The sequence below is a fragment of the Bradyrhizobium elkanii WSM2783 genome, from assembly GCF_000472865.1.
GTDB lineage: Bacteria > Pseudomonadota > Alphaproteobacteria > Rhizobiales > Xanthobacteraceae > Bradyrhizobium > Bradyrhizobium elkanii_A.
Genome location: NZ_AXAP01000018.1, coordinates 63,340 through 81,476, shown reverse-complemented (window position 1 = coordinate 81,476; position 18,137 = coordinate 63,340). Strand labels below are relative to the sequence as shown.

The 18,137-nt window shown below is 64.0% G+C and carries 19 protein-coding genes; 13 read left to right on the top strand and 6 right to left on the bottom strand.

What is annotated here, in order from left to right:
- Window positions 1-278: 278 nt before the first annotated feature.
- Entirely contained in the window at window positions 279-2,126 is a 1,848-nt protein-coding gene (locus YY7_RS0117980; protein ID WP_028164459.1) for a PQQ-binding-like beta-propeller repeat protein, read from the bottom strand.
- 281 nt (window positions 2,127-2,407) lie between these two features.
- Between YY7_RS0117980 and YY7_RS0117975 the strand changes: the two genes are divergently transcribed.
- The 4 genes from YY7_RS0117975 to YY7_RS0117960 all read left to right on the top strand — a co-directional run bounded on the left by YY7_RS0117975 (window position 2,408) and on the right by YY7_RS0117960 (window position 7,069).
- Window positions 2,408-2,632 (top strand): dodecin, encoded by a 225-nt coding sequence (locus YY7_RS0117975; RefSeq protein WP_028164458.1) that lies wholly within the window; start codon window positions 2,408-2,410, stop codon window positions 2,630-2,632.
- Between the two features lie 121 nt (window positions 2,633-2,753).
- Window positions 2,754-4,622, top strand: coding sequence for an AMP-dependent synthetase/ligase (locus tag YY7_RS0117970; RefSeq protein WP_080663744.1), 1,869 nt, complete (start codon window positions 2,754-2,756; stop codon window positions 4,620-4,622).
- A 111-nt stretch (window positions 4,623-4,733) separates the two neighbouring features.
- The gene (locus YY7_RS51980) at window positions 4,734-5,288 is read left to right on the top strand and encodes a hypothetical protein (protein ID WP_051396774.1); all 555 of its coding nucleotides are present in this window, start codon (window positions 4,734-4,736) and stop codon (window positions 5,286-5,288) included.
- Between the two features lie 263 nt (window positions 5,289-5,551).
- Window positions 5,552-7,069 (top strand): AMP-binding protein, encoded by a 1,518-nt coding sequence (locus YY7_RS0117960; RefSeq protein WP_028164456.1) that lies wholly within the window; start codon window positions 5,552-5,554, stop codon window positions 7,067-7,069.
- Between the two features lie 161 nt (window positions 7,070-7,230).
- Here YY7_RS0117960 and YY7_RS0117955 read toward each other — a convergent pair whose 3' ends face one another.
- On the bottom strand, window positions 7,231-7,650 hold the full coding sequence (locus YY7_RS0117955; protein WP_028164455.1) for a DUF1810 domain-containing protein: 420 nt from the start codon (window positions 7,648-7,650) through the stop codon (window positions 7,231-7,233).
- The gene (locus tag YY7_RS0117950; protein WP_028164454.1) at window positions 7,647-8,138 is read right to left on the bottom strand and encodes an NUDIX domain-containing protein; all 492 of its coding nucleotides are present in this window, start codon (window positions 8,136-8,138) and stop codon (window positions 7,647-7,649) included. Before YY7_RS0117950 ends, YY7_RS0117955 begins: the two co-directional genes overlap by 4 nt.
- A gap of 162 nt (window positions 8,139-8,300) precedes the next feature.
- On the opposite strand from YY7_RS0117950, the gene YY7_RS0117945 reads away from it, so the two are divergent.
- The 3 genes from YY7_RS0117945 (at window position 8,301) to YY7_RS0117935 (ending at window position 11,568) form a co-directional block, all read left to right on the top strand.
- The gene (locus YY7_RS0117945) at window positions 8,301-9,362 is read left to right on the top strand and encodes a DUF2252 family protein (RefSeq protein WP_028164453.1); all 1,062 of its coding nucleotides are present in this window, start codon (window positions 8,301-8,303) and stop codon (window positions 9,360-9,362) included.
- Between the two features lie 143 nt (window positions 9,363-9,505).
- Window positions 9,506-10,477 carry a S1C family serine protease gene (locus YY7_RS0117940; protein ID WP_028164452.1) on the top strand — a complete coding sequence of 324 codons (972 nt, stop codon included), beginning with the start codon at window positions 9,506-9,508 and terminating at the stop codon, window positions 10,475-10,477.
- A gap of 17 nt (window positions 10,478-10,494) precedes the next feature.
- The gene (locus YY7_RS0117935) at window positions 10,495-11,568 is read left to right on the top strand and encodes a dienelactone hydrolase family protein (RefSeq protein ID WP_028164451.1); all 1,074 of its coding nucleotides are present in this window, start codon (window positions 10,495-10,497) and stop codon (window positions 11,566-11,568) included.
- A gap of 73 nt (window positions 11,569-11,641) precedes the next feature.
- Here YY7_RS0117935 and YY7_RS0117930 read toward each other — a convergent pair whose 3' ends face one another.
- Complete coding sequence (locus YY7_RS0117930; RefSeq protein WP_028164450.1) at window positions 11,642-12,382, bottom strand: SDR family oxidoreductase; 741 nt, start codon at window positions 12,380-12,382, stop codon at window positions 11,642-11,644.
- Window positions 12,383-12,501: 119 nt separating this feature from the next.
- On the opposite strand from YY7_RS0117930, the gene YY7_RS0117925 reads away from it, so the two are divergent.
- On the top strand, window positions 12,502-13,389 hold the full coding sequence (locus YY7_RS0117925) for a LysR family transcriptional regulator (protein ID WP_028164449.1): 888 nt from the start codon (window positions 12,502-12,504) through the stop codon (window positions 13,387-13,389).
- A gap of 71 nt (window positions 13,390-13,460) precedes the next feature.
- The gene (locus tag YY7_RS0117920; protein WP_028164448.1) at window positions 13,461-13,667 is read left to right on the top strand and encodes a hypothetical protein; all 207 of its coding nucleotides are present in this window, start codon (window positions 13,461-13,463) and stop codon (window positions 13,665-13,667) included.
- Window positions 13,668-13,682: 15 nt separating this feature from the next.
- Here the strand turns inward: YY7_RS0117920 and YY7_RS0117915 are convergent, their stop codons facing one another.
- Both YY7_RS0117915 and YY7_RS0117910 read right to left on the bottom strand, forming a co-directional pair.
- The gene (locus tag YY7_RS0117915) at window positions 13,683-14,345 is read right to left on the bottom strand and encodes a DsbA family protein (protein ID WP_028164447.1); all 663 of its coding nucleotides are present in this window, start codon (window positions 14,343-14,345) and stop codon (window positions 13,683-13,685) included.
- Window positions 14,346-14,505: 160 nt separating this feature from the next.
- A complete protein-coding gene (locus tag YY7_RS0117910; RefSeq protein WP_028164446.1) occupies window positions 14,506-15,000 on the bottom strand; it encodes a hypothetical protein in 495 nt (164 codons plus the stop codon).
- Between the two features lie 189 nt (window positions 15,001-15,189).
- Between YY7_RS0117910 and YY7_RS0117905 the strand changes: the two genes are divergently transcribed.
- The 4 genes from YY7_RS0117905 to YY7_RS0117895 all read left to right on the top strand — a co-directional run bounded on the left by YY7_RS0117905 (window position 15,190) and on the right by YY7_RS0117895 (window position 18,137).
- Entirely contained in the window at window positions 15,190-15,465 is a 276-nt protein-coding gene (locus YY7_RS0117905; RefSeq protein WP_028164445.1) for a PsiF family protein, read from the top strand.
- Window positions 15,466-15,607: 142 nt separating this feature from the next.
- Window positions 15,608-16,672, top strand: a complete 1,065-nt coding sequence (locus tag YY7_RS0117900) for an AbrB family transcriptional regulator (protein ID WP_433994508.1) — start codon at window positions 15,608-15,610, stop codon at window positions 16,670-16,672.
- Between the two features lie 743 nt (window positions 16,673-17,415).
- A complete protein-coding gene (locus YY7_RS60425) occupies window positions 17,416-17,640 on the top strand; it encodes a hypothetical protein (RefSeq protein ID WP_155255223.1) in 225 nt (74 codons plus the stop codon).
- Window positions 17,641-17,813: 173 nt separating this feature from the next.
- The gene (locus tag YY7_RS0117895; protein WP_028164443.1) at window positions 17,814-18,137 is read left to right on the top strand and encodes a YnfA family protein; all 324 of its coding nucleotides are present in this window, start codon (window positions 17,814-17,816) and stop codon (window positions 18,135-18,137) included.

Genomic DNA, 18,137 nt, shown 5'->3' with positions numbered 1-18,137 from the left:
TCGTGCAGCACCACTGGATATTCCTTGCGGTGGGTGCGGAACACACCGTGAGTATCCGCTTCAAGCTCCTCCACGGTAAGTGTCGGGATTTCGCCGCTAGCAGGTTCAATGGAAAAATTCTTGGCGCTGGTCTCTGCCCTCATCGTACAGTCTCCGCCTTTCCAACATGCCCCGGTCTACGAAAGGGGTATGTTGGTCGCGCGGAGTTTCAGCTCGATTTCGCAGGATCATTAGTCTGTTACGCTCGTAACGCGCCCGATCGGTCGCCGCGTCCCATTTCACGGAGGGCTCACCTCGAACGCGAGCAGCACGTTGCCGGGCACGCCGCTCCATTGCGCGTAGCCTGAATTGACATAGAGCATGCCGTCCACAATCACCGGACCGGGCCCGTCAATGGCGCCGCCGTGTGCCGGGACGCCGTTCACCGTCTCATAGTCGCGCGCGGTGTCGAATTCCCAGAGCAGACGCGCATCGTCGGTCGCGTAGGCGCGCAGATAGCCGCTCACGCCGCCGGAGAAGACAACACCAGGAAGGGCGCTAACGGCCGCGGAGAGGGCTGGACTGCATCGCTCGCGCTCACCACAGGAGACCGGCGCCACCTGCATGGTGACCTTGCCATCAGCCAGATTCAGCCCAAACAGACCGCCGCCGGCGTTCGGATCGAGACGCCTTGTGCCATCGCGAAGAAACCGCACGTCGGAGTTCGCGACATAGATCCGCTGCTGATCAGCGGCGGAGCCCCACTCGCTGCCGCCCAACGGCCCTCCCTTACCGACCCGCGTTTGCCAGATGATCTTGCCCTCGTCATCGGGATCGAAAGCGTGGACTATTCCTGACTTCTGCCCGATCACCAGCATGCGGCGCCCGTCCGGCAAGCTCACCAGGATTGGCGATTGGCCGAAATCGTGGTCCGGACCGGGATCCTCCGGACAGTTGGTCTTGTCGTACCCGTAGCAGGCGACGACATAGCTGTCCTTGGGGGTTGCCTGCCGATGCCACAACATCCGGCCGGACTTCAGGTCGAATGCGACGATAGCGTCGCTCGTATCCGCCGGCGGGTTCGAATAGGAGTTGCTTGTCGCGACGTACAGCGCCTCGCGCTTCACATCGATCGTCGGCGCGGACCACACCGAGGCGCCGGACGGACCGTAAAGCTGCACCCCCGTGGCATTCCTGGTCGTCGGACGTGGCGCATCCGGAATCGTGTACGACTTCCAGATCGGCGCGCCGGTCGCCGCGTCCAGGGCCACCACGCTGCCGCGAAACGTGCAGCATTCGTAAGCGGGCCGCGATCCCGTCGCTTCCTCGATGGAGGAGACCGGAACATAGAGGACGCCGGAAAACAGAGCCGGCGTTCCGGTAATCCGGGCGGCGGGATGGTCTTCCACCTTCTGCTTCCAGATCAGTGCGCCCGTTGTTGCGTTGACGGCGTAGGCATTGGCACGGATATCGCCGAAGAAAATCGCGAACTCATTCTTCCCCGGCAGCGGACCGAAGCTGATCGCGGTGCGTACTGGCGCGTCCGTCGCAAACGTCCAGAACGTGCAGCCGCTCCTGGCGTCGAGCGCGTGCACCTTGCTATCGGCGCCGCCGACAAACAGCACGCCGCCGATCACGGCGGGCTGGGCATTGGCAGTGGAGACGCCCGGAAAGCCGAACGCCCATTTCAGGCGCAACCGAGGCACCTCGTCCGCCGTCAGGCCCGCCATCTCGGCGGCCTGAAACCGGCTGTTGTTGATATCAGCGCCCCAACCGGTCCATCGCGGCCGGTCGAACGCCCCGTCGAAGCCGTGGGCGGCTTCAACGCAGTGCCCCGCTGCGTCGGCCTTGGCGGCAGGAGCGCTGTCGCCAACCTGTCTCCCCGTGACGAAGGAGGCGATCGCTTTGCGCTCATCATCGGTGCGGTCCTTGACCATGGGAGCCATGCTCCCCGACGTGATGGCTCTGAGCACATGCTCGAACGCCATCGACTGCAATGCGGCGCGGTTGGGAATGCGGCTCTGCGGGTCGCCGGCATCGTGGCATTGGGCGCAGTGCTGCGCGTAAAGCTCGGCGCCACTCTGCGCGGCGGTGGCGGGAAGACAAGACCAGATCAAGAGGCCAACGGCCGCAGCGCTCGATCTCATGAGGCTCCCCCCTGGGCGCGACGATCTGAACTTACCGTCTCGGAAAGATCTGCAACCTGGGGATGATAGCGTGATCGGGACATCTCGACCAGTCAGAACCGGCGCTGGGGCCATGACCACCGGCGCATGTCGTTGGGCGAGCAGCGAGGCGAGCGGAACTCCAGGTGCAGTGAACTCGTTCAGACTGGACGCCGCGCCGCTGCCGACTGATCCTGGGTGGACGGAGCAACAATCCGGATACGCCGCGAATGACCTGAAACCACTTGCAAAGGAGGTTTGCCATGCCGACGACAGCCGAGAAAGACCACGTCTACAAGATCCTGGACCTCGTCGGATCGTCCGAGAAGAGCATCGAGGATGCGATCCAGAATGCCATTGCCCGCGCTGCCAAGACCATTCGCGAGATGAAGTGGTTCGAAGTCGTGCAGACGCGAGGCCATATCGAGAATGGCGCCGTCCGCCACTACCAGGTCACGCTGCGAGTTGGATTCACACTGGAGGAGTGAGTCCGAACATCCGGCGCGCCACATAATCATTCTTGCGCCAAGTCAAAGATGTGAGGTAGCCCCCGTGCGACAGATTCATGTTTTCGTTTGACGCTCAACGTCGTCGGGAGGCTAAGTGCAGATGGAAGAACGGTCCGGCGCCCCTTTGATCCCGCAAACCGGCGCGCCGGATACGCTTGCGCAGGTCCGCACGCTGCCCGAGCTGCTGCGTTGGCGCGTCCGGGCAACGCCTGATACGGAAGCCTACCGGCATTTCGATGCAGCGGCCGGGCGCTGGGTCAGCCATTCCTGGCACCAGATCGACCTGGAGTTCGACCGCTGGCGGCGCGCACTCGCCGCCGAGGGGTTCGCAGCCGGCGAGCGCGTCGCCATCCTGATGCCCAATGGCATCGAGCATATCGCGATGGACCAGGCCGCATTGTCGCGCGGCATGGTGCCGGTGCCGATGCACGCGATCGATAATCCCGAAAGCATCGTCTACATCCTGAAGGATTCCGCGGCGTCGCTGCTCTTGGTCGACACCATCGACCGCTGGCGGATTCTTGCGAGCGCCGGCGCGCCGACGGACACGCTCAAACGTGTCGTCTGCGCCGATCTGCAAGATACGGAAGACCCGGCAGCAACCGATCGTCGCGTGGAGGCGCTGAAATCGTGGCTTGGGCCCGGACGGACGGCCGAGGCCGCCATGAACGACGCGGCGTTGCAGCCGGATGATCTTGCCGCGATCGTCTACACCTCCGGCACGACCGGCCGCCCCAAGGGCGTCATGCTCTCGCACGGCAACATCGTGGCAAACGTCAAGGCGGTCCACGCGCGCATCGTCGCCAGCCCAAATGATGTCTTCCTGTCCTTCCTGCCGCTGTCGCATACGTTCGAGCGTACCGGCGGCTACTACTATCCGATCGCCGCCGGCGCCTGCGTCGCCTATGCGCGATCAGTGCAGCAGCTCTCCGATGATTTGAAGCAGGTGCAGCCTACCGTGCTGATCTCCGTGCCGCGGATCTATGAGCGCATCTATGCCCTGATCATGCAGCACAGCGAGGCGGCCGGCCGCTTCGAACGCGAACTGCTCGATCTTACCATTGCCGTCGGCGGACGGCGCTTTGATGCGAGGCAGCAAGGTGGCAAGCTGTCGCTGTTCGATCGGATGATCTGGCCGCTGCTCAGGCGCCTGGTCGCCGACAAGGTGCTGGCTCAGTTCGGCGGGCGGCTGCGGGTGGCCGTCAGCGGCGGCGCGGCGATCGGCGAGCGGGTGATCCGGCTGTTCCTGGCGCTCGGACTGGACATCCTGCAGGGCTATGGCATGACCGAGACCTCACCCGTTGTCTCCGTCAACACCGCTGATGACAACGATCCCCGCTCGGTCGGCCGGCCGCTCGACGGTATCGAAGTCAGCATCAGTGAGGATCAGGAGCTATTGGTGCGGGGGCCGAACGTGATGCTCGGCTATTGGCACCAGCCGGACGAGACGCGCCGGATCAAGCAAGCCGACGGATGGCTGCACACCGGCGATCAAGCCCGCATCGAAGGCGGCCGCATCAGCATCACCGGCCGCATCAAGGACATCCTGGTGACCTCGACCGGCGAGAAGATCGCGCCCGTCGATCTCGAAACCGCGATCCTCGCCGATCCCTTGTTCGAGCAGGCCATGGTGATCGGCGAGAATCGTCCTTTCCTCGCCGCGCTCGTGGTGCTGAATGCGAAGGCCTGGGAGCGGGAGAAGGCCAGGCTCGCGAGCAGCGGCGCGGACGCAGAAACCGCATTCCTCGTCAAACGGATCGCCGAGGCCGTCAAAGCCTACCCGGCCTATGCGACACCGCGCGCGGTATGGTGGACGCTGGAGCCATGGACCATTGCTGCCGGCCTGCTAACGCCGACGCTGAAGAACAAGCGCCCGGCGCTCGAGCATCGCTTCGCGGCCGAGATCGAACAAATCTACACGCGCAAGCCACAGGGTGGATCGCGTCCTGCAGCGTCCGCGCGCTCGTGAAGGACATCGTGGCGTCGGAATTCAATTGTTAATTGAGCTAAGAGACCGTAAGAGAAACTACGCTTTGCTCGAACGTTGGGACGTCCTCACAATCCTACCGGAGAACGAGCCTTGACCTTCCGCCGCCTGATTGCGCCGTTGACGGCAGCCACCATTGTTGCGTTCATTGGAGATGGTGCGCGGGCGCAGGGTACGTTTCCGGCACCGCTGCCAGGCCAGGCCGCGCCGGGCCAGCCGGTGGAGAATGGCAACGCGCCCCCGGCAAATTTCGTGAGCCCGTTCCCATTCGGCGGCGCGCCACTCGTCGCCGTAGCTCCGCAAGAGGCAATCCCCGACCAATGCAAGCAAGAATTTAGTTCGCTGCGGGCAGAAGTCGAGGAGCGAGGTCGGTTGATCAGGGCTGCCGCCGCCCGGCGCGCGTCGTCGGGCGAAGCCTGCAAGCTGATCGACAATTACAACCGGGCCGAAAGCAAGTTGATCGACTATGTCGAGTCGCGTGCGGCGAAATGCCGGTTTCCGACTGATATGGGAGATCGGCTGAAGAACGGCCACAAAACCACCGAGGCCATCCAGAAGAAGACCTGTACCGCGGAGCAGATGCAGAAGCTGCGGCCGGCTGGTCCGACCGGCGATTTCTGGCCCGAGCCCACCAAACCACTCATGTAACACGAGCGCTGTGTTCGGCGGCACAGATCGCAATATCCCGTAGGATGGGTAGAGCGAAGCGAAACCCATCAACTTCGGAGCAAGCGGCACGAATGGTGGGTTTCGCTTCGCTCTACCCACCCTACGATTCCGATTCGATCGTCAAGCAATGACTCTCACCCGCGGCTTGACTCGCCTCGACTCCTGTTGATGAAGTGCGCCACGCCACACGATCAAGACACAGACACGGCTGCGAGCAGCCCACTAAAAATGGAAACGCCTTCATGCTGATCCCGATCGCCGACGTACCGCGCTGGTATGCTGAACGCCAGCCGGCGGATACGATCGCCATTCGTCATGGACAGGATACTCTGACGTGGGAGCAACTCGAGCGCGGTGCCAATGCCCGCGCGCGGGCGTTTGCGGCCAAGGGCGTCAAGCCCGGCGACTTCGTCGCGATCGGGCTGCCCAACAGCAACGCATTCTTCGAGACCACCTTTGCGGTATGGAAGTGTGGCGCGACACCGACCTCGCTGTCCTGGCGATTGCCGCGCGGCGAAGCGGCCGCGGTGCTCGATATCCTCAAGCCCGCGCTGGTGGTGGGCGGCGAACCCGATTGGAATGCGCCGAACTCGCTGCCAATCGGCTTCGTGCCCGAAGGATTTTCCGACGAGCCGCTTGCGGCTCCCGTCTCGCGCTATTGGAAGGCGATGACGAGCGGCGGCTCGACCGGCCGGCCGAAAGTGATCCTCGATCATCTGCCCGCCGTGGTCGATACCACCATGGCGCCACCGCTCAGCATCCCGCTCGGCGCCTCGCTGCTCAATCCGGGGCCGCTCTATCACAACGCGCCATTCATCGTTTCGCATTTTGCCTTGTTCGGCGGCGGACGCCTCACCGGCCTGACCAAGTTCGATGCCGAGGAGACGCTGCGCCAGATCGAGGCCGAGCGCGTGCAATGGGTCAATTTCGTGCCGACCATGATGCACCGGATCTGGTCGCTGCCGGACGAGGTGCGCAACCGCTACGATCTCTCCAGCCTGCAGGTCGTGTTCCACATGGCGGCGCCGATGCCGCCATGGCTGAAGGAGAAGTGGATCGAGTGGCTCGGGCCGGAGCGGATCTGGGAGCTCTATGGCGGCACCGAACGGCAGGGCTCCTGCATCATCTCCGGCGTCGAATGGCTCGCGCACAAGGGCTCGGTCGGCAAGATCGGCGAGACGGCGCGCCTGCGCATCATTGGCGAGGACGGCAATGACGTCGCTCCCGGCAAGACCGGCGAGATCTATTTCCTGCCCAATGATGGCGCCGGCACCACCTATCACTATCTCGGCGCCGAACCGAAGCGCCGCGCCGACGGCTGGGAGTCGCTTGGCGACATCGGCCGGCTGGATGAAGATGGCTATCTCTATCTCGGCGACCGGCTCGCCGACATGATCCTGCGCGGCGGCGCCAACATCTATCCGGCGGAGGTCGAGGCTGCGGTGTGTGCGCATCCCGACGTGCGCTCCTGCGTGGTGGTCGGCCTGCCCGACCCCGAATTCGGCCAGCGTATCCATGCGATCATCGAGTGCGATCCGGCCGTCAACGCGCACGCGATCGCCGATGGCATGGGCGATTTCCTCGCCGACAGGCTGAGCCGCTACAAGCATCCGGAGAGCTTTGAAATCGTGGACGCGCAGGTGCGCGACGATTCCGGCAAGGTCCGCCGCACGCTGTTGCGCGACGAGCGCGCCGCATGGCTGAAGGAGAATCGCCCATTCCGGATCATGCCATCGCGCGTGCACGCGAAGGCGGAGTGACTTCGAGTCGATTTCTGCATGCCTCGCGTACAATACGCGCCGTCATTCCGGGGCGCGCGTCAGCGCGAGCCCGGAATCCATTTCTCCACCTGCGCATGCGGCCTGATGGATTTCCGGGCTCGCGACTTCGTCGCGCCCCGGAATGACAGCGAATGGACTGGCTAACCGAGCAACTCCAGCGTTCTCGGGTCGGCTTCGCCGCCATAATATTTCTTCAGCGCAGCGGGAAATTCCGGAGCGACCGACACGGCGGCGAACAAGGTCATCGAGGAGCGGAACTTCAGATCATCGGGGCTGCCGAGAATGTCCCGGATGGTCTTGCCTTCGACCGCGTTGACCAGACGCGTGCACTCCAGGAGCCGCGGTCCCAGGATATCATGCTGGAGATAGGCGATCGCCTCGTCGCGGGAAGCGATCGCAAAACGCTGCGCCATCGCGCTGAACCCGAGGCCGGCAAGCTGTGGGAAGATGAACCACATCCAGTGGCTTTGCTTGCGGCCGCGGCTGAGCTCCGCCACAACCTGCCGATAAACCGGAGCCTGTGCATCGACAAAGCGCGCGAGATCAAAGCGGTCGCTCATAAACTCCTCCCTGATGGGCCGACAAGCTCGGCGAGACGATCGAGCAGCGGCCGCTGGCCTTCGAGGATCTTCGCATGCGCGGCCGCGAGATCGAACCATTCGGCGCGGTCGATCTCAGGGAATGCCTGCATCTTCCCGCTTCTCGGTGGCCACTCGATCTCGAAGATATTACTCCTGATAGCATGCACATCGAGATCGCCTTCGACGGCGAAGGCGATCACGCGCTTTCCGGCACGCTGGCGGATCTCGCCCAGCGGCTCAAACGGCTGATCAAGGACGACGCCGGTCTCCTCGGCAAATTCACGACGCGCCACGGCGATTGCATCCTCTTCCCCGTCCATCTCGCCCTTCGGGATCGACCACGCGCCCTCGTCCTTGCGGCGCCAGTAAGGCCCGCCGGGATGCACGAGCAGAACTTCCAGCCGCGCCCCTGAACGGCGATACATCAGGATGCCCGCACTTGCGGGCGCGCGACGTGCCGCCTTCAACGATCTTTGCTCCCGCGATGCATTTTCGGCTCCGTCGGCCAGGACCGGATTGGTCGGCATGTATGCGACGTTTCGCGTCGGCTCAAGAAGCTACATGCGAGGTTCGCAGCGGAACCCTTAAGGTAGAATCTATCCCACCGATCCAACCCTGTGAGGTCTCCCATGTCTTTCCGCGATGATAACAGGGAATACGAAAAGTGGCTGGCCACGCGGTGCAATATCGTCAAGAGCGACGTCGACTACAAGCATGAGCGAATGAAGGAGAGCGCCTTCATCTTCCTGCGCGCGACCTATTTCCGCTGGGCGAGGAAGATCAGCGACTGGTGTCCGGAGTTGATGGACGCGCCCAAGGTGCTCGCGGTCGGCGATCTGCATCTGGAAAATTTCGGAACCTGGCGCGACGCCGACGGCCGCCTGGTCTGGGGCGTCAACGATTTCGACGAAGCCGCCGAGATGCCCTATGTGCTCGATCTCGTCCGCCTGGCAACCAGCATCCAGCTCGCGCCGCGTTCGGCTGTCGACGATGAAGATGCCGCCAGCGCCCTGTTGAAGGGATATCGCGAGGGTCTGGAACGCCCGCGACCGGCGCTGTTGTTCGAGAACCGAACCTGGCTCAGGCCCTACGCCGAGCCGGACGACCGAGAAACGGAGGAATTCTGGGAGGACATCGAAAAATATCGCAAGCCCCGCCCGCGACAGAAGGAAGTCGAGAAGGTGCTGGAGGCAAGCCTGCCAAAGGACGCTAGCCACATCCGGTTATGCCAGGTTTTCAAGAAGGGCGGCGGCAGCCTGGGGCGGCCGCGTTACGCCGTGATCGCGAAATGGCGTGAAGGCCTGGTCGTTCGCGAGGCAAAGGCGCTGGTGCCCTCGGCATGGACCTGGGCTCACAACCCGACAGGACACGGAAAATCGAACTTCCTCAAATCGGCCAACGGCAGGTACCGTTCGCCGGATCCCTTTCTGACCGTACACAATAAGTTCATCTTCCGCCGCATCTCCGCCGATTCCAAGAAAATCGAACTCGGGAAGAGCGCCGGGAGAAAGCTGCACCTGAAGCTGCTTCACGCCATGGCATTCGATGTTGCGTCCATCCACGCCGCCAGCCCGGCCGGACGCCGGGCCATCGAAGCCGACCTGCGAAAGCGCCCACGCGGCTGGCTGCAAGCAGCGGCAACCGTCGCGAACGGGAAGGTTCGGCGCGACTATCGGCAATGGCGGGGCTGACGCATTTGTAGTCGTTCCAAACGATGAAGCCCGCTCGCGCTGGGCTCATTTCGTTGTTATATTGCCTCCGGGACGATCCACCGGACATTGAATATTGGGTGCGGCGTTAGTCGAAGGAAACGCGATTCTTACGGAGATCCTTCATGTCTTCCTTGACCGAATGGAAAGTGCCACCGGCGCACCAGCCCAGTTCCGGCAATTACAAATTCGATCTCGACCGCACGCTTACCGCCGTGGTGGGACTGCACTCCATCATCCCGTCCGATGCGTTCAGCGCGGAGACGCTGGGCACTGAGCGCGCCGGCAACGGTGTCCTGATCGACGACGGGCTGGTGCTGACGATCGGCTATCTCATCACTGAAGCGGAAACCGTGTGGCTGCATCTCGGCGACGGTCGTGTGATCGAGGGCCATCCGCTCGGCTTCGATTTCGAATCCGGCTTCGGCCTGGTGCAGGCGCTGGGACGGCCGGGCATCGAGCCAATGCCGATCGGCTCCTCCGCCGCGACGAAGGTCGGCGACAATGTCGTGGTCGGTGGCGCCGGCGGCCGCACCCGCTCGCTGGCGAGCCAGATCGTGGCGAAGCAGGAATTCGCAGGTTATTGGGAATATCTGCTCGATGAAGCGATGTTCACCTATCCCGCGCATCCGAATTGGGGCGGCACCGCGCTGATCTCCGGCAAAGGCGAATTGATCGGCATCGGCTCGCTGCAGCTCGAACGCGAGCGCAACGCCCGCGCCGAGCATGTCAACATGATGGTGCCGATCGACCTCTTGATGCCGGTGTTCGACGACCTGCGCAAATATGGCCGCGTCAACCGGCCATCGCGGCCCTGGCTCGGCATGTACACGACCGAGATCGACAACCGCATTGTCGTGGTCGGCATCGCCGGCAAGGGGCCGGCGGCGCGCGCCGAGCTGAAGACCGGCGACGTCATCCTCGCCGTTGACGGCGAAAAGGTGATGAGCCAGGCGAGCTTCTATCGCAAGCTCTGGTCGCTCGGCACAGCCGGCGTCGACGTGCCGCTCACCGTCTATCACGAAGGCGTCACCTTCGACGTCACGCTGGCCTCGATCGATCGCACGAAACTGTTGAAGGGGCCGCGGCTGCATTGAGCACCGGGAGCGTCGCAATGAGCGAGGCCGTGGTGGACGACATCGTGGCCGTGCTGCCGCCGCTGTTGCAGACGCTCGAATCGCTCGGCTTCATCGCGCGCCATTTGCACCCGCCGGAGTTCGGCCACGTGATGCAGATCGCGGGCGAGCCGGACGAAGCGCTGCGCGCGGTCCGCCCGCGGCTCGCCGACTGGCCGGAGCAATTTGCCGCGATCAGGGCGCAGCTCGAAACCGCGAGCGATGCGGCGCTGGCCGCCTGGCACGGCCTGCGCGCGGTACAGGACGGCAATGGCGATCTGATGAGCGTGTTTCGCGCGCTGCGCTACACGCCGCGCGCGCTGGAGGCGCTCTATCCGCTCGCCGCGCGATTGCCGCCGGTGAACGAGTTCTTCACCGATCCCGCCTTGCGCGGGGATGCCGAACTGCTGGCGCGGCTGGCCGAGCCTGCCGGTGAAACCACCGGCATCCTGCACGACAGCAACGAGCCGGGCAGCCGCGGCGGCTTTTCGCTCTACGTGCCGGAATATTACACACCCGAGCGCACCTGGCCGCTGGTGATGGCGCTGCATGGCGGCAGCGGCAATGGCCGCGGCTTTTTGTGGAGCTGGCTGCGCGATGCCCGCAGCCGCGGCGCCATCCTGGTCTCGCCGACCGCGCGCGGAAGCACCTGGGCCTTGATGGGCGACGATATCGACACGCCGAATTTGGTCCGCATTCTCGATTTCGTGCGGGCGCGCTGGACTATCGACGAGAAGCGAATACTGATGACGGGAATGAGCGACGGCGGCACGTTCTGCTATGTTTCAGGCTTGGACGGCGCCTCGCCCTTCACCCATCTTGCGCCTGTCGCCGCGACCTTCCATCCGTTGATGGCGCAGATGGCGGATGCGGATCGGTTGCGTGGCCTGCCGATCCATATCGTGCATGGAAAGCTCGACTGGATGTTCCCGGTACAGGTCGCGCGCCAGACACAGCAAGCGCTGAGCGCAGCCGGCGCTGCCGTCACCTATCGCGAGCTCGACGATCTCAGCCACACCTATCCGCGCGAGTTGAACGCGGCGATCCTGGAATGGCTGAATGAAGTGCCGTAGCCCGGGTGGAGCGCCAGCGTAACCCGGGAATGCTAGTTACGCTGGCGCAAGAGCCCTCGTCGACGTCGAAGTCTCAGACCAGACCGCCATTGGCGCGCAGCGTCTGGCCGTTGACCCAGGAGCCATCCGGGCCGGCGAGGAAGGACACGACAGAGGCGATGTCCCCGGGCGCGCCGAGCCGCTCCAGCGGAACCATCTTGGCAAAGCGGTCGATCAATTCGGGCGACTTGCCTTGCAGGAACAGATCGGTCGTTGTCGGACCGGGCGCGACCGCGTTCACCGTGATCGAGCGTCCGCGCAATTCCTTGGACAGGATCGCGGTCAAGGTCTCGATTGCCGCCTTGGTCGCGGTGTAAACCCCGTAGGTCTCGAGCTTGGTGCCGACGACGCTGGTCGAGAAATTGATGATGCGCCCGCCATCACGCAGCCGGCGCGCGGCCTCACGCATCGCATTGAAGCTGCCCTTTAGGTTGACCGCGATGTGCTGGTCGAACAGTGCGTCATCGCTCTCGGCGATCCTGGCGAGCTTCATGATGCCGGCATTGTTGACGAGCACGTCGACGCCGCCGAAGGCAGCCTCCGCCGCATCGAACATGCCGCGCACCGCGTTGGGATCGCTGACGTCAGCCTTGGCCGTGAGCGCCCGGCCGCCGGCCGCCTCGATCCGGCTCGCTACCGCCTCGGCGGATTTGGCGTTGCCGGCGTAATTGATCACGACGGTGAAGCCGTCCCTGGCGAGGCGTTCGGCCACCGCGGCGCCAATCCCACGCGACGCGCCCGTCACCAAGGCTACTTTGTTGGTTTCGTTCGACATTTTCGTCTCCTGCAAGTTGGCGGCTTGGCCGCTGGCTGATGGGAGTAACGTAATCACTTCCTTTGTCCGAATAATCATGCATTATCTGGAAACACTGTTCGGAATTTGCGGATAATCGCATGGACCGGTTCGATGCGATGCGGGTGTTCACCCGCGTGGCGGAGCGGCGCAGCTTCTCGTTGGCGGCGGAGGATCTCGGGCTGCCGCGCTCGACGGTGACGGACGCCGTCAAATCGCTGGAGGCGCGGCTCGGCGTGCGGCTGATCGAACGCACGACACGGCATGTCCGCCCGACCCTCGATGGCGAAGCGTATTATCGCCGCTGCCTGTCGCTGATCGCCGACCTCGAGGATGCCGAAGGTGCATTCGGCGGCGGCAAGCCGAAGGGGCTGTTGCGGCTGGAAGTGCAGGGCACGCTGGCGCGTCACTTCTTGTTGCCGAACCTGCCGGGCTTCTTCGCGGAATATCCCGACATCGAGATCAATATGAGTGAGAGCGACCGCTGGATCGACCTGATCGAGGAAGGCGTCGATTGCGTGTTGCGCTTCGGCCATCTGCCCGACAGCGACATGATCGCAAGGCAGGTGGTGATGCTGGAGCGCCTCACCTGCGCGGCGCCTCCTTATTTCGAGCGCTTCGGCACGCCGTCTGGTCCCGATGTGCTCGAAGGCCACCGCATGATCGGGATACGCTCGCTGACAACGGGACGGCTGCGGCCGATGGAGTTTGTGGTCGACGGCGCAGTTCGCGAAGTGATGCTGCCGGCGATCATGTCGGTGACGGGACCGGAGAGCTACCTCGCTACCGCGCGGCTCGGCCTTGGCCTGGTCCAGGTGCCGCGCTTCCACGCCGAAGCCGATCTCGGGCGCGGGGCCCTCGTTGAGGTGCTCACGGAATGTCCGCCGCCCTCGGTCCCGGTATCCCTGCTCTACCCACGCAATCGCCAGCTCTCGCCGCGCGTGCGCGTGTTCATCGATTACGTGATGCACGCCTTCGGGCGGGCGTGAGTGCGGTTCCGGCCCGACCCGGAACCATCCGCCGGCCATCCCCGTTATCTGCGGTCACCGGAGGTTTCGTCATGCGAACGTTTTTCGGAATGATCTTGGGTGCGCTGCTGCTGATTGCGGGCGTTTATCTCTATGATTCGATGCGAACGTCGAGCGTGGCGGGCGGCCAACTCGCGCAGAGCGGCCGTACCATCGTCAACTGGGACGTTGCCGCCGATGACCTGAAGGCGCTGAAGGCTCGCGCCCATGAAGATTGGCAGAGGATTTCGTCGCGCTAGCGAGCACGACAGCCACTAGCGGCTCATGTTCGCCTTGCGCGCATCGGCAATGGCCTGCACGAACTGCTCCTTGGTTAGGATGCCGGGCACGCGGAATTTACCGACGATGAAGGACGGCGTGCCCTGAAAACCAAACGCCTCGGCCTGCGCGTTGTTGCGCGTAAGAATGGTATCGATTGATGTGGCATTGGCCGCAAGATCGCGCTTCAAGCGATCCATATCGATGCTCGCGCCTGCGAGCACCTCCTGTATCCGCGGCTCGGTCAGCTTCGTGGTGAGGCCCATCATCGCCTCATGCGCGGCCTGAAACTTGTCCTGATACTTCGCCGCCAACGCCATGCGCGATGCAACCTTCGACACATCGCCCAGGATCGGCCAGTCCTTCCACACCAGGCGCACCTTGCCATCGTCCTGCGCAATTTGCTGCAGTTCAGGTGCGATCTTGCGGCAATAGGGACATTGATAGTCGAACCACTCGACGATGCTGATGTCGCCCTTGGCGTTGCCGGCGACAGGGATCTCCGGATCGCGCAGCACGGCCGCTTCGGTCAACACCTTCTCTTCGTCCTGCGCGGCGGCAGCGCGGCTGAGCAGCGTAACGCCGACAGCCATCAGGCCGAGCGCGGCGCGGCGCGTGGGTTCCGGATTGATCCCGGCACGATCGGTCGATGGGCTCATGTCAAATCTCGCGGCTGCCTGCGCTGTCTACGCTCGGCGGGCCGAGATGTCACGCCGCTTTGCCGAGCCCGCACAGCCCATCGCAATGTCGGCCGAAACACGGCACCATGAAGGCTGGTGCGGCCAGTGTCGTACTCCGGCCGCGCCAACCGCTTCGAGGTCAGGCAGCGCCCTTCAACCGCTTGGTGCATTCGCTGTAGTAGCCGCCGCCCTTCTGGATCCACTTCAGGCCGCCATTGGCATTGCTGGCCTTGTTGGCATTGTACTGGTCGACGCAAGTGTGCATGCGGGCCTTGCCCTCGGTCTCCTTGGCGTATTTCGGATCGACCGCGTTCGGGAATACCGCCGGTCCTGCCGGCGACGTGGGCGCTGCGGCTGGAGCGGCTTCCTTCTTGGCCTCCTTGGCGGCCGGGGCCGGCGCGGGCGCGGCGGCTGTCGGTGCAGCGGGCGCGGCAGCGGCTGGCGTTGCGTTTGCGCCGCACTCGGTTTTGCGGAAGTCGTTCCACTTCTGGCCGCCCAGTGTCCCGGCTGCCTTGGCTGCCTGGTACTTGGCGCTGCATTCCTGCGCGGTGAGGGCCTGCGCCGGCGCCGACATCACGAATGCGGCCAGACCCGAGGCGGCCATCGCACAAAGCAGTTTGGCTTGAATTGTCATGGTTGTTCTCCCTTTCCGTCAAACCTCAGCGCGTTGACGAGGGCCGCATCCTAACGCAACCGGAACTTGCGACAACGCATTGGCGAACCGCCCGCTCAAAATATTGTGGCGCCCGATACGCGCGATATTCATCGGCGGTTCAGCATCGGGCGACGACGGTTTCGCGTCCACTCATTCGAGGTGCGCCCCATGCCGAAGTTTTCCTCCCTCGCCACCACAACCGCCCTCGCCGCGTTCCTGCTGACGGGCACCGCCTTTGCGCAAACCACCACGCCCGCACCGAAGGACACGGCCAAGACCGAGACCAAGGCGGCGCCGACGCCGGAAGAGAGGAAGGCGCGCAGCGCCGCCTCGCTGGAATGCTCCAAGCAGGCCGATGCGAAAAGTCTGCACGGCAAGGAGCGCAAGAAATTCCGCCGGGAGTGCCTGAAGGAAGCCGCCGACAAAAGCGCGGGCACGAAGTAAGGGTGTCGCCCCGCCCTCCCGAACACGGGGATGGCGAGCAGCGACGCTCTAAAAATCCGGCGCATTGCTGCAATCGCGAGATGCATTTGTCGCGGGCCTGCGGATTTGGCATAACGCCAGCGTGAACCAGCTTCCCGCATCGATGGCGCTTGCCATTCCCAGCCGCGCGAACATCCTCAATACGACCGAGACGCTCGTCATCGGCGCCGCGGGCGGCCTGCTGTTTTTGTGGGCTAACCTGCCGGGCGGGCTGATTTCCGGCGCGATGATCGCGGTCGGCATCGCCGCACTCGCCGGCCGGCCGCTCACCGTGCCGCCGGTGGTGACCCAGACCGTGCTGATTCTGCTCGGCATCTCGCTGGGCTCCCTGGTATCGCGGCAACTGATCCAGCATGTGAGCGCCTATCCGCTCACCATCGCGCTGCTCTCGCTCGCCACCGTCTGCTCGATCTTCGGCAGCAGCTTCTATCTGCAGCGCGTACATGGCTGGGACCAGACCTCGGCTTTCCTCGCCGGCAGCCCCGGCGCGCTGTCGCAAATCACGATGCTCGCGATCGAGAAAGGCGCCGATGTCGCCGCGATCGCCGTGGTGCAGACCATGCGCGTGATCATCCTGACCGCCGCTTTACCACTGATGCTGGCGGTGCTCGGCATAGCACCGGCGGCGCCGCCGACGATTGCCTCCGCCAGCGCCTCACCGATCGAGCTCGTGGCGCTGATCGCAGCCTCGATCGGCGCGGCGCTCGTGCTGCGCTGGGCGAAATTTCCGGCAAGCTGGATGTTCGGCGCGATGCTCGCGTCCAGCCTGTTGCACGGCGTCGGCGCGATCGAGGGCGGCTTGCCGCCGTGGGTGCGCGGCGTCGCGCTGGTCGGCATCGGCGCCCTGATCGGCTCGCGTTTTGCACGGATGAAGCTCTCGACCCTGCGCAGCCACATCAATGCCGGGCTGGGCTCGTTCGCGGTCGCGATCGTGATCTCCGCGATCTTCGTTGCCGCGATCACGCTGACCACGCAGGTCCATCTCTCCGACGTCGTCGTCGCCTTTGCCCCCGGTGCGATGGACGCCATGCTGGCGCTGGCGCTGACGCTGCACATCGACCCGATCTTCGTCGGCGCGCACCACCTCTCGCGCTTCGTGTTCGTGACGCTGGCGACGCCCGGCATCGTGCACCTGTTCGGCCGCCCGCAGGAGGATGTGGACGATTAGTGAGGCCGTTCCGCGTGTGACCTCGTTACCCCCGGTGTCGTCCCCGCGAAAGCGGGGACCCATAACCACAGGGAGGCGTTGTGGCGCGAAACAAGTGGTGATAGCGGAGCAGATCACAAACGCCTGTGGTTATGGGTCCTGGCCTTCGCCAGGACGACGCGGAGTGGGTTCTGATTCAACTATCAAACAGCTTTCTCCTGTCATCGTCCGCCGCCGGGTCGGCCGAACGGCCGCCCGATGACAGGCTCCGGCGGACGATCCAGTATTCCAGAGGCAGCAGTGCTTGAGCCGAGAAGCCGCCGGTTACTGGATGCCCGCCTTCGCGGGCATGACGGTGGAGTATGGTGAGGGATGTGAGTTCGCGTTCTCGCGGCGCTTCGCGCCCGAGCTTTGCATCTACTTTCCGCCCTCCTCGATATCAGAGGGCGCAGGGAAAGCCGGGTGCCGGTTGCACCCATGGGTCCCGTGCAACAAAAAGCACGGGGGTAGGACCACAGGTTCAACCGAAGCATTCCGGCTTTCCCTGCGCAGTGGTTTACGGCTTACTTCGTGCTCTTCCCGGTGACCGGGCTTTCTTGCCACCGTCACTTCGCAAGAGATCATCCTGCGAAACTTAGCGCCAGCGTCGGGGCGCCAGAACCACACGACTTCGCCGTCCGCGCATAGCCGCGTTCGTCGTTCGCAGCACCCGCGTCCACCGCATCTCACCGCAACGTTCGTGACGATCGCGATCCGCCCCTCTCTTGGGTGAGACGCGCGGAGTTAAATCACTGATTTGCCCGACGGCGAAAGCGGAATGTTTTTTGCGCGAGGACTGGACGACCCAAATCACCTTGGAAACACTGGCGAAATTTTTCTCCTCTGTCATTCCGGGACATCGTGCAGCGATGAGCCCGGAATCCATTTCTCCACTCGCGCAAGCGGCCCAATGGATTCCGGGCCTGCGCCGTCGGCGCATCCCGGAATGACGAAGAGGGGTTGGCGGTCACCCTGGCGCTGTGGTGACGGCGACGGTGGTATTGACGATCGCCGTATTATGGCCGCTGCACGAGAAGCCCCTTATTCGAGCGCCGCGGGTTTGACGGCGACGATTTGACCCGCCGCCTTGAACAGCAGCGGGAGCCGTGAGAGATGATCCTTTATGAGAACTGCCGTCGTCTATGTTGGCGCCGCGATCGCTGAAATCGCCGGCTGCTTCGCGTTCTGGGGCTGGTTGCGTCTTGGCAAGCCGATCTGGTGGCTGCTTCCGGGGCTGCTCTCGCTGACCATGTTCGCGTACCTGTTGACGCTGGTCGAGAGCGAGGCGGCGGGACGCGCCTACGCGACCTATGGCGGCATCTATATTGTCGCCTCGCTTGTGTGGCTCTGGGCAGTCGAGAACGCACGTCCCGATCGCTGGGATATTACGGGCGCTTCCATATGTCTGATCGGCGCAGCCGTCATTCTATGGGGACCACGTGGGTAG

Excerpts from the sequence above, each read along its gene's own strand:
- YY7_RS0117980 (WP_028164459.1), bottom strand. The coding sequence starts at position 2,126 with ATGAGATCGAGCGCTGCGGCCGTTGGCCTCTTGATCTGGTCTTGTCTT.
- YY7_RS0117975 (WP_028164458.1), top strand. The coding sequence starts at position 2,408 with ATGCCGACGACAGCCGAGAAAGACCACGTCTACAAGATCCTGGACCTC.
- YY7_RS0117970 (WP_080663744.1), top strand. The coding sequence starts at position 2,754 with ATGGAAGAACGGTCCGGCGCCCCTTTGATCCCGCAAACCGGCGCGCCG.
- YY7_RS0117960 (WP_028164456.1), top strand. The coding sequence starts at position 5,552 with ATGCTGATCCCGATCGCCGACGTACCGCGCTGGTATGCTGAACGCCAG.
- YY7_RS0117955 (WP_028164455.1), bottom strand. The coding sequence starts at position 7,650 with ATGAGCGACCGCTTTGATCTCGCGCGCTTTGTCGATGCACAGGCTCCG.
- YY7_RS0117945 (WP_028164453.1), top strand. The coding sequence starts at position 8,301 with ATGTCTTTCCGCGATGATAACAGGGAATACGAAAAGTGGCTGGCCACG.
- YY7_RS0117940 (WP_028164452.1), top strand. The coding sequence starts at position 9,506 with ATGTCTTCCTTGACCGAATGGAAAGTGCCACCGGCGCACCAGCCCAGT.
- YY7_RS0117935 (WP_028164451.1), top strand. The coding sequence starts at position 10,495 with ATGAGCGAGGCCGTGGTGGACGACATCGTGGCCGTGCTGCCGCCGCTG.
- YY7_RS0117930 (WP_028164450.1), bottom strand. The coding sequence starts at position 12,382 with ATGTCGAACGAAACCAACAAAGTAGCCTTGGTGACGGGCGCGTCGCGT.
- YY7_RS0117925 (WP_028164449.1), top strand. The coding sequence starts at position 12,502 with ATGGACCGGTTCGATGCGATGCGGGTGTTCACCCGCGTGGCGGAGCGG.
- YY7_RS0117920 (WP_028164448.1), top strand. The coding sequence starts at position 13,461 with ATGCGAACGTTTTTCGGAATGATCTTGGGTGCGCTGCTGCTGATTGCG.
- YY7_RS0117915 (WP_028164447.1), bottom strand. The coding sequence starts at position 14,345 with ATGAGCCCATCGACCGATCGTGCCGGGATCAATCCGGAACCCACGCGC.
- YY7_RS0117910 (WP_028164446.1), bottom strand. The coding sequence starts at position 15,000 with ATGACAATTCAAGCCAAACTGCTTTGTGCGATGGCCGCCTCGGGTCTG.
- YY7_RS0117905 (WP_028164445.1), top strand. The coding sequence starts at position 15,190 with ATGCCGAAGTTTTCCTCCCTCGCCACCACAACCGCCCTCGCCGCGTTC.
- YY7_RS0117900 (WP_433994508.1), top strand. The coding sequence starts at position 15,608 with ATGGCGCTTGCCATTCCCAGCCGCGCGAACATCCTCAATACGACCGAG.
- YY7_RS0117895 (WP_028164443.1), top strand. The coding sequence starts at position 17,814 with ATGAGAACTGCCGTCGTCTATGTTGGCGCCGCGATCGCTGAAATCGCC.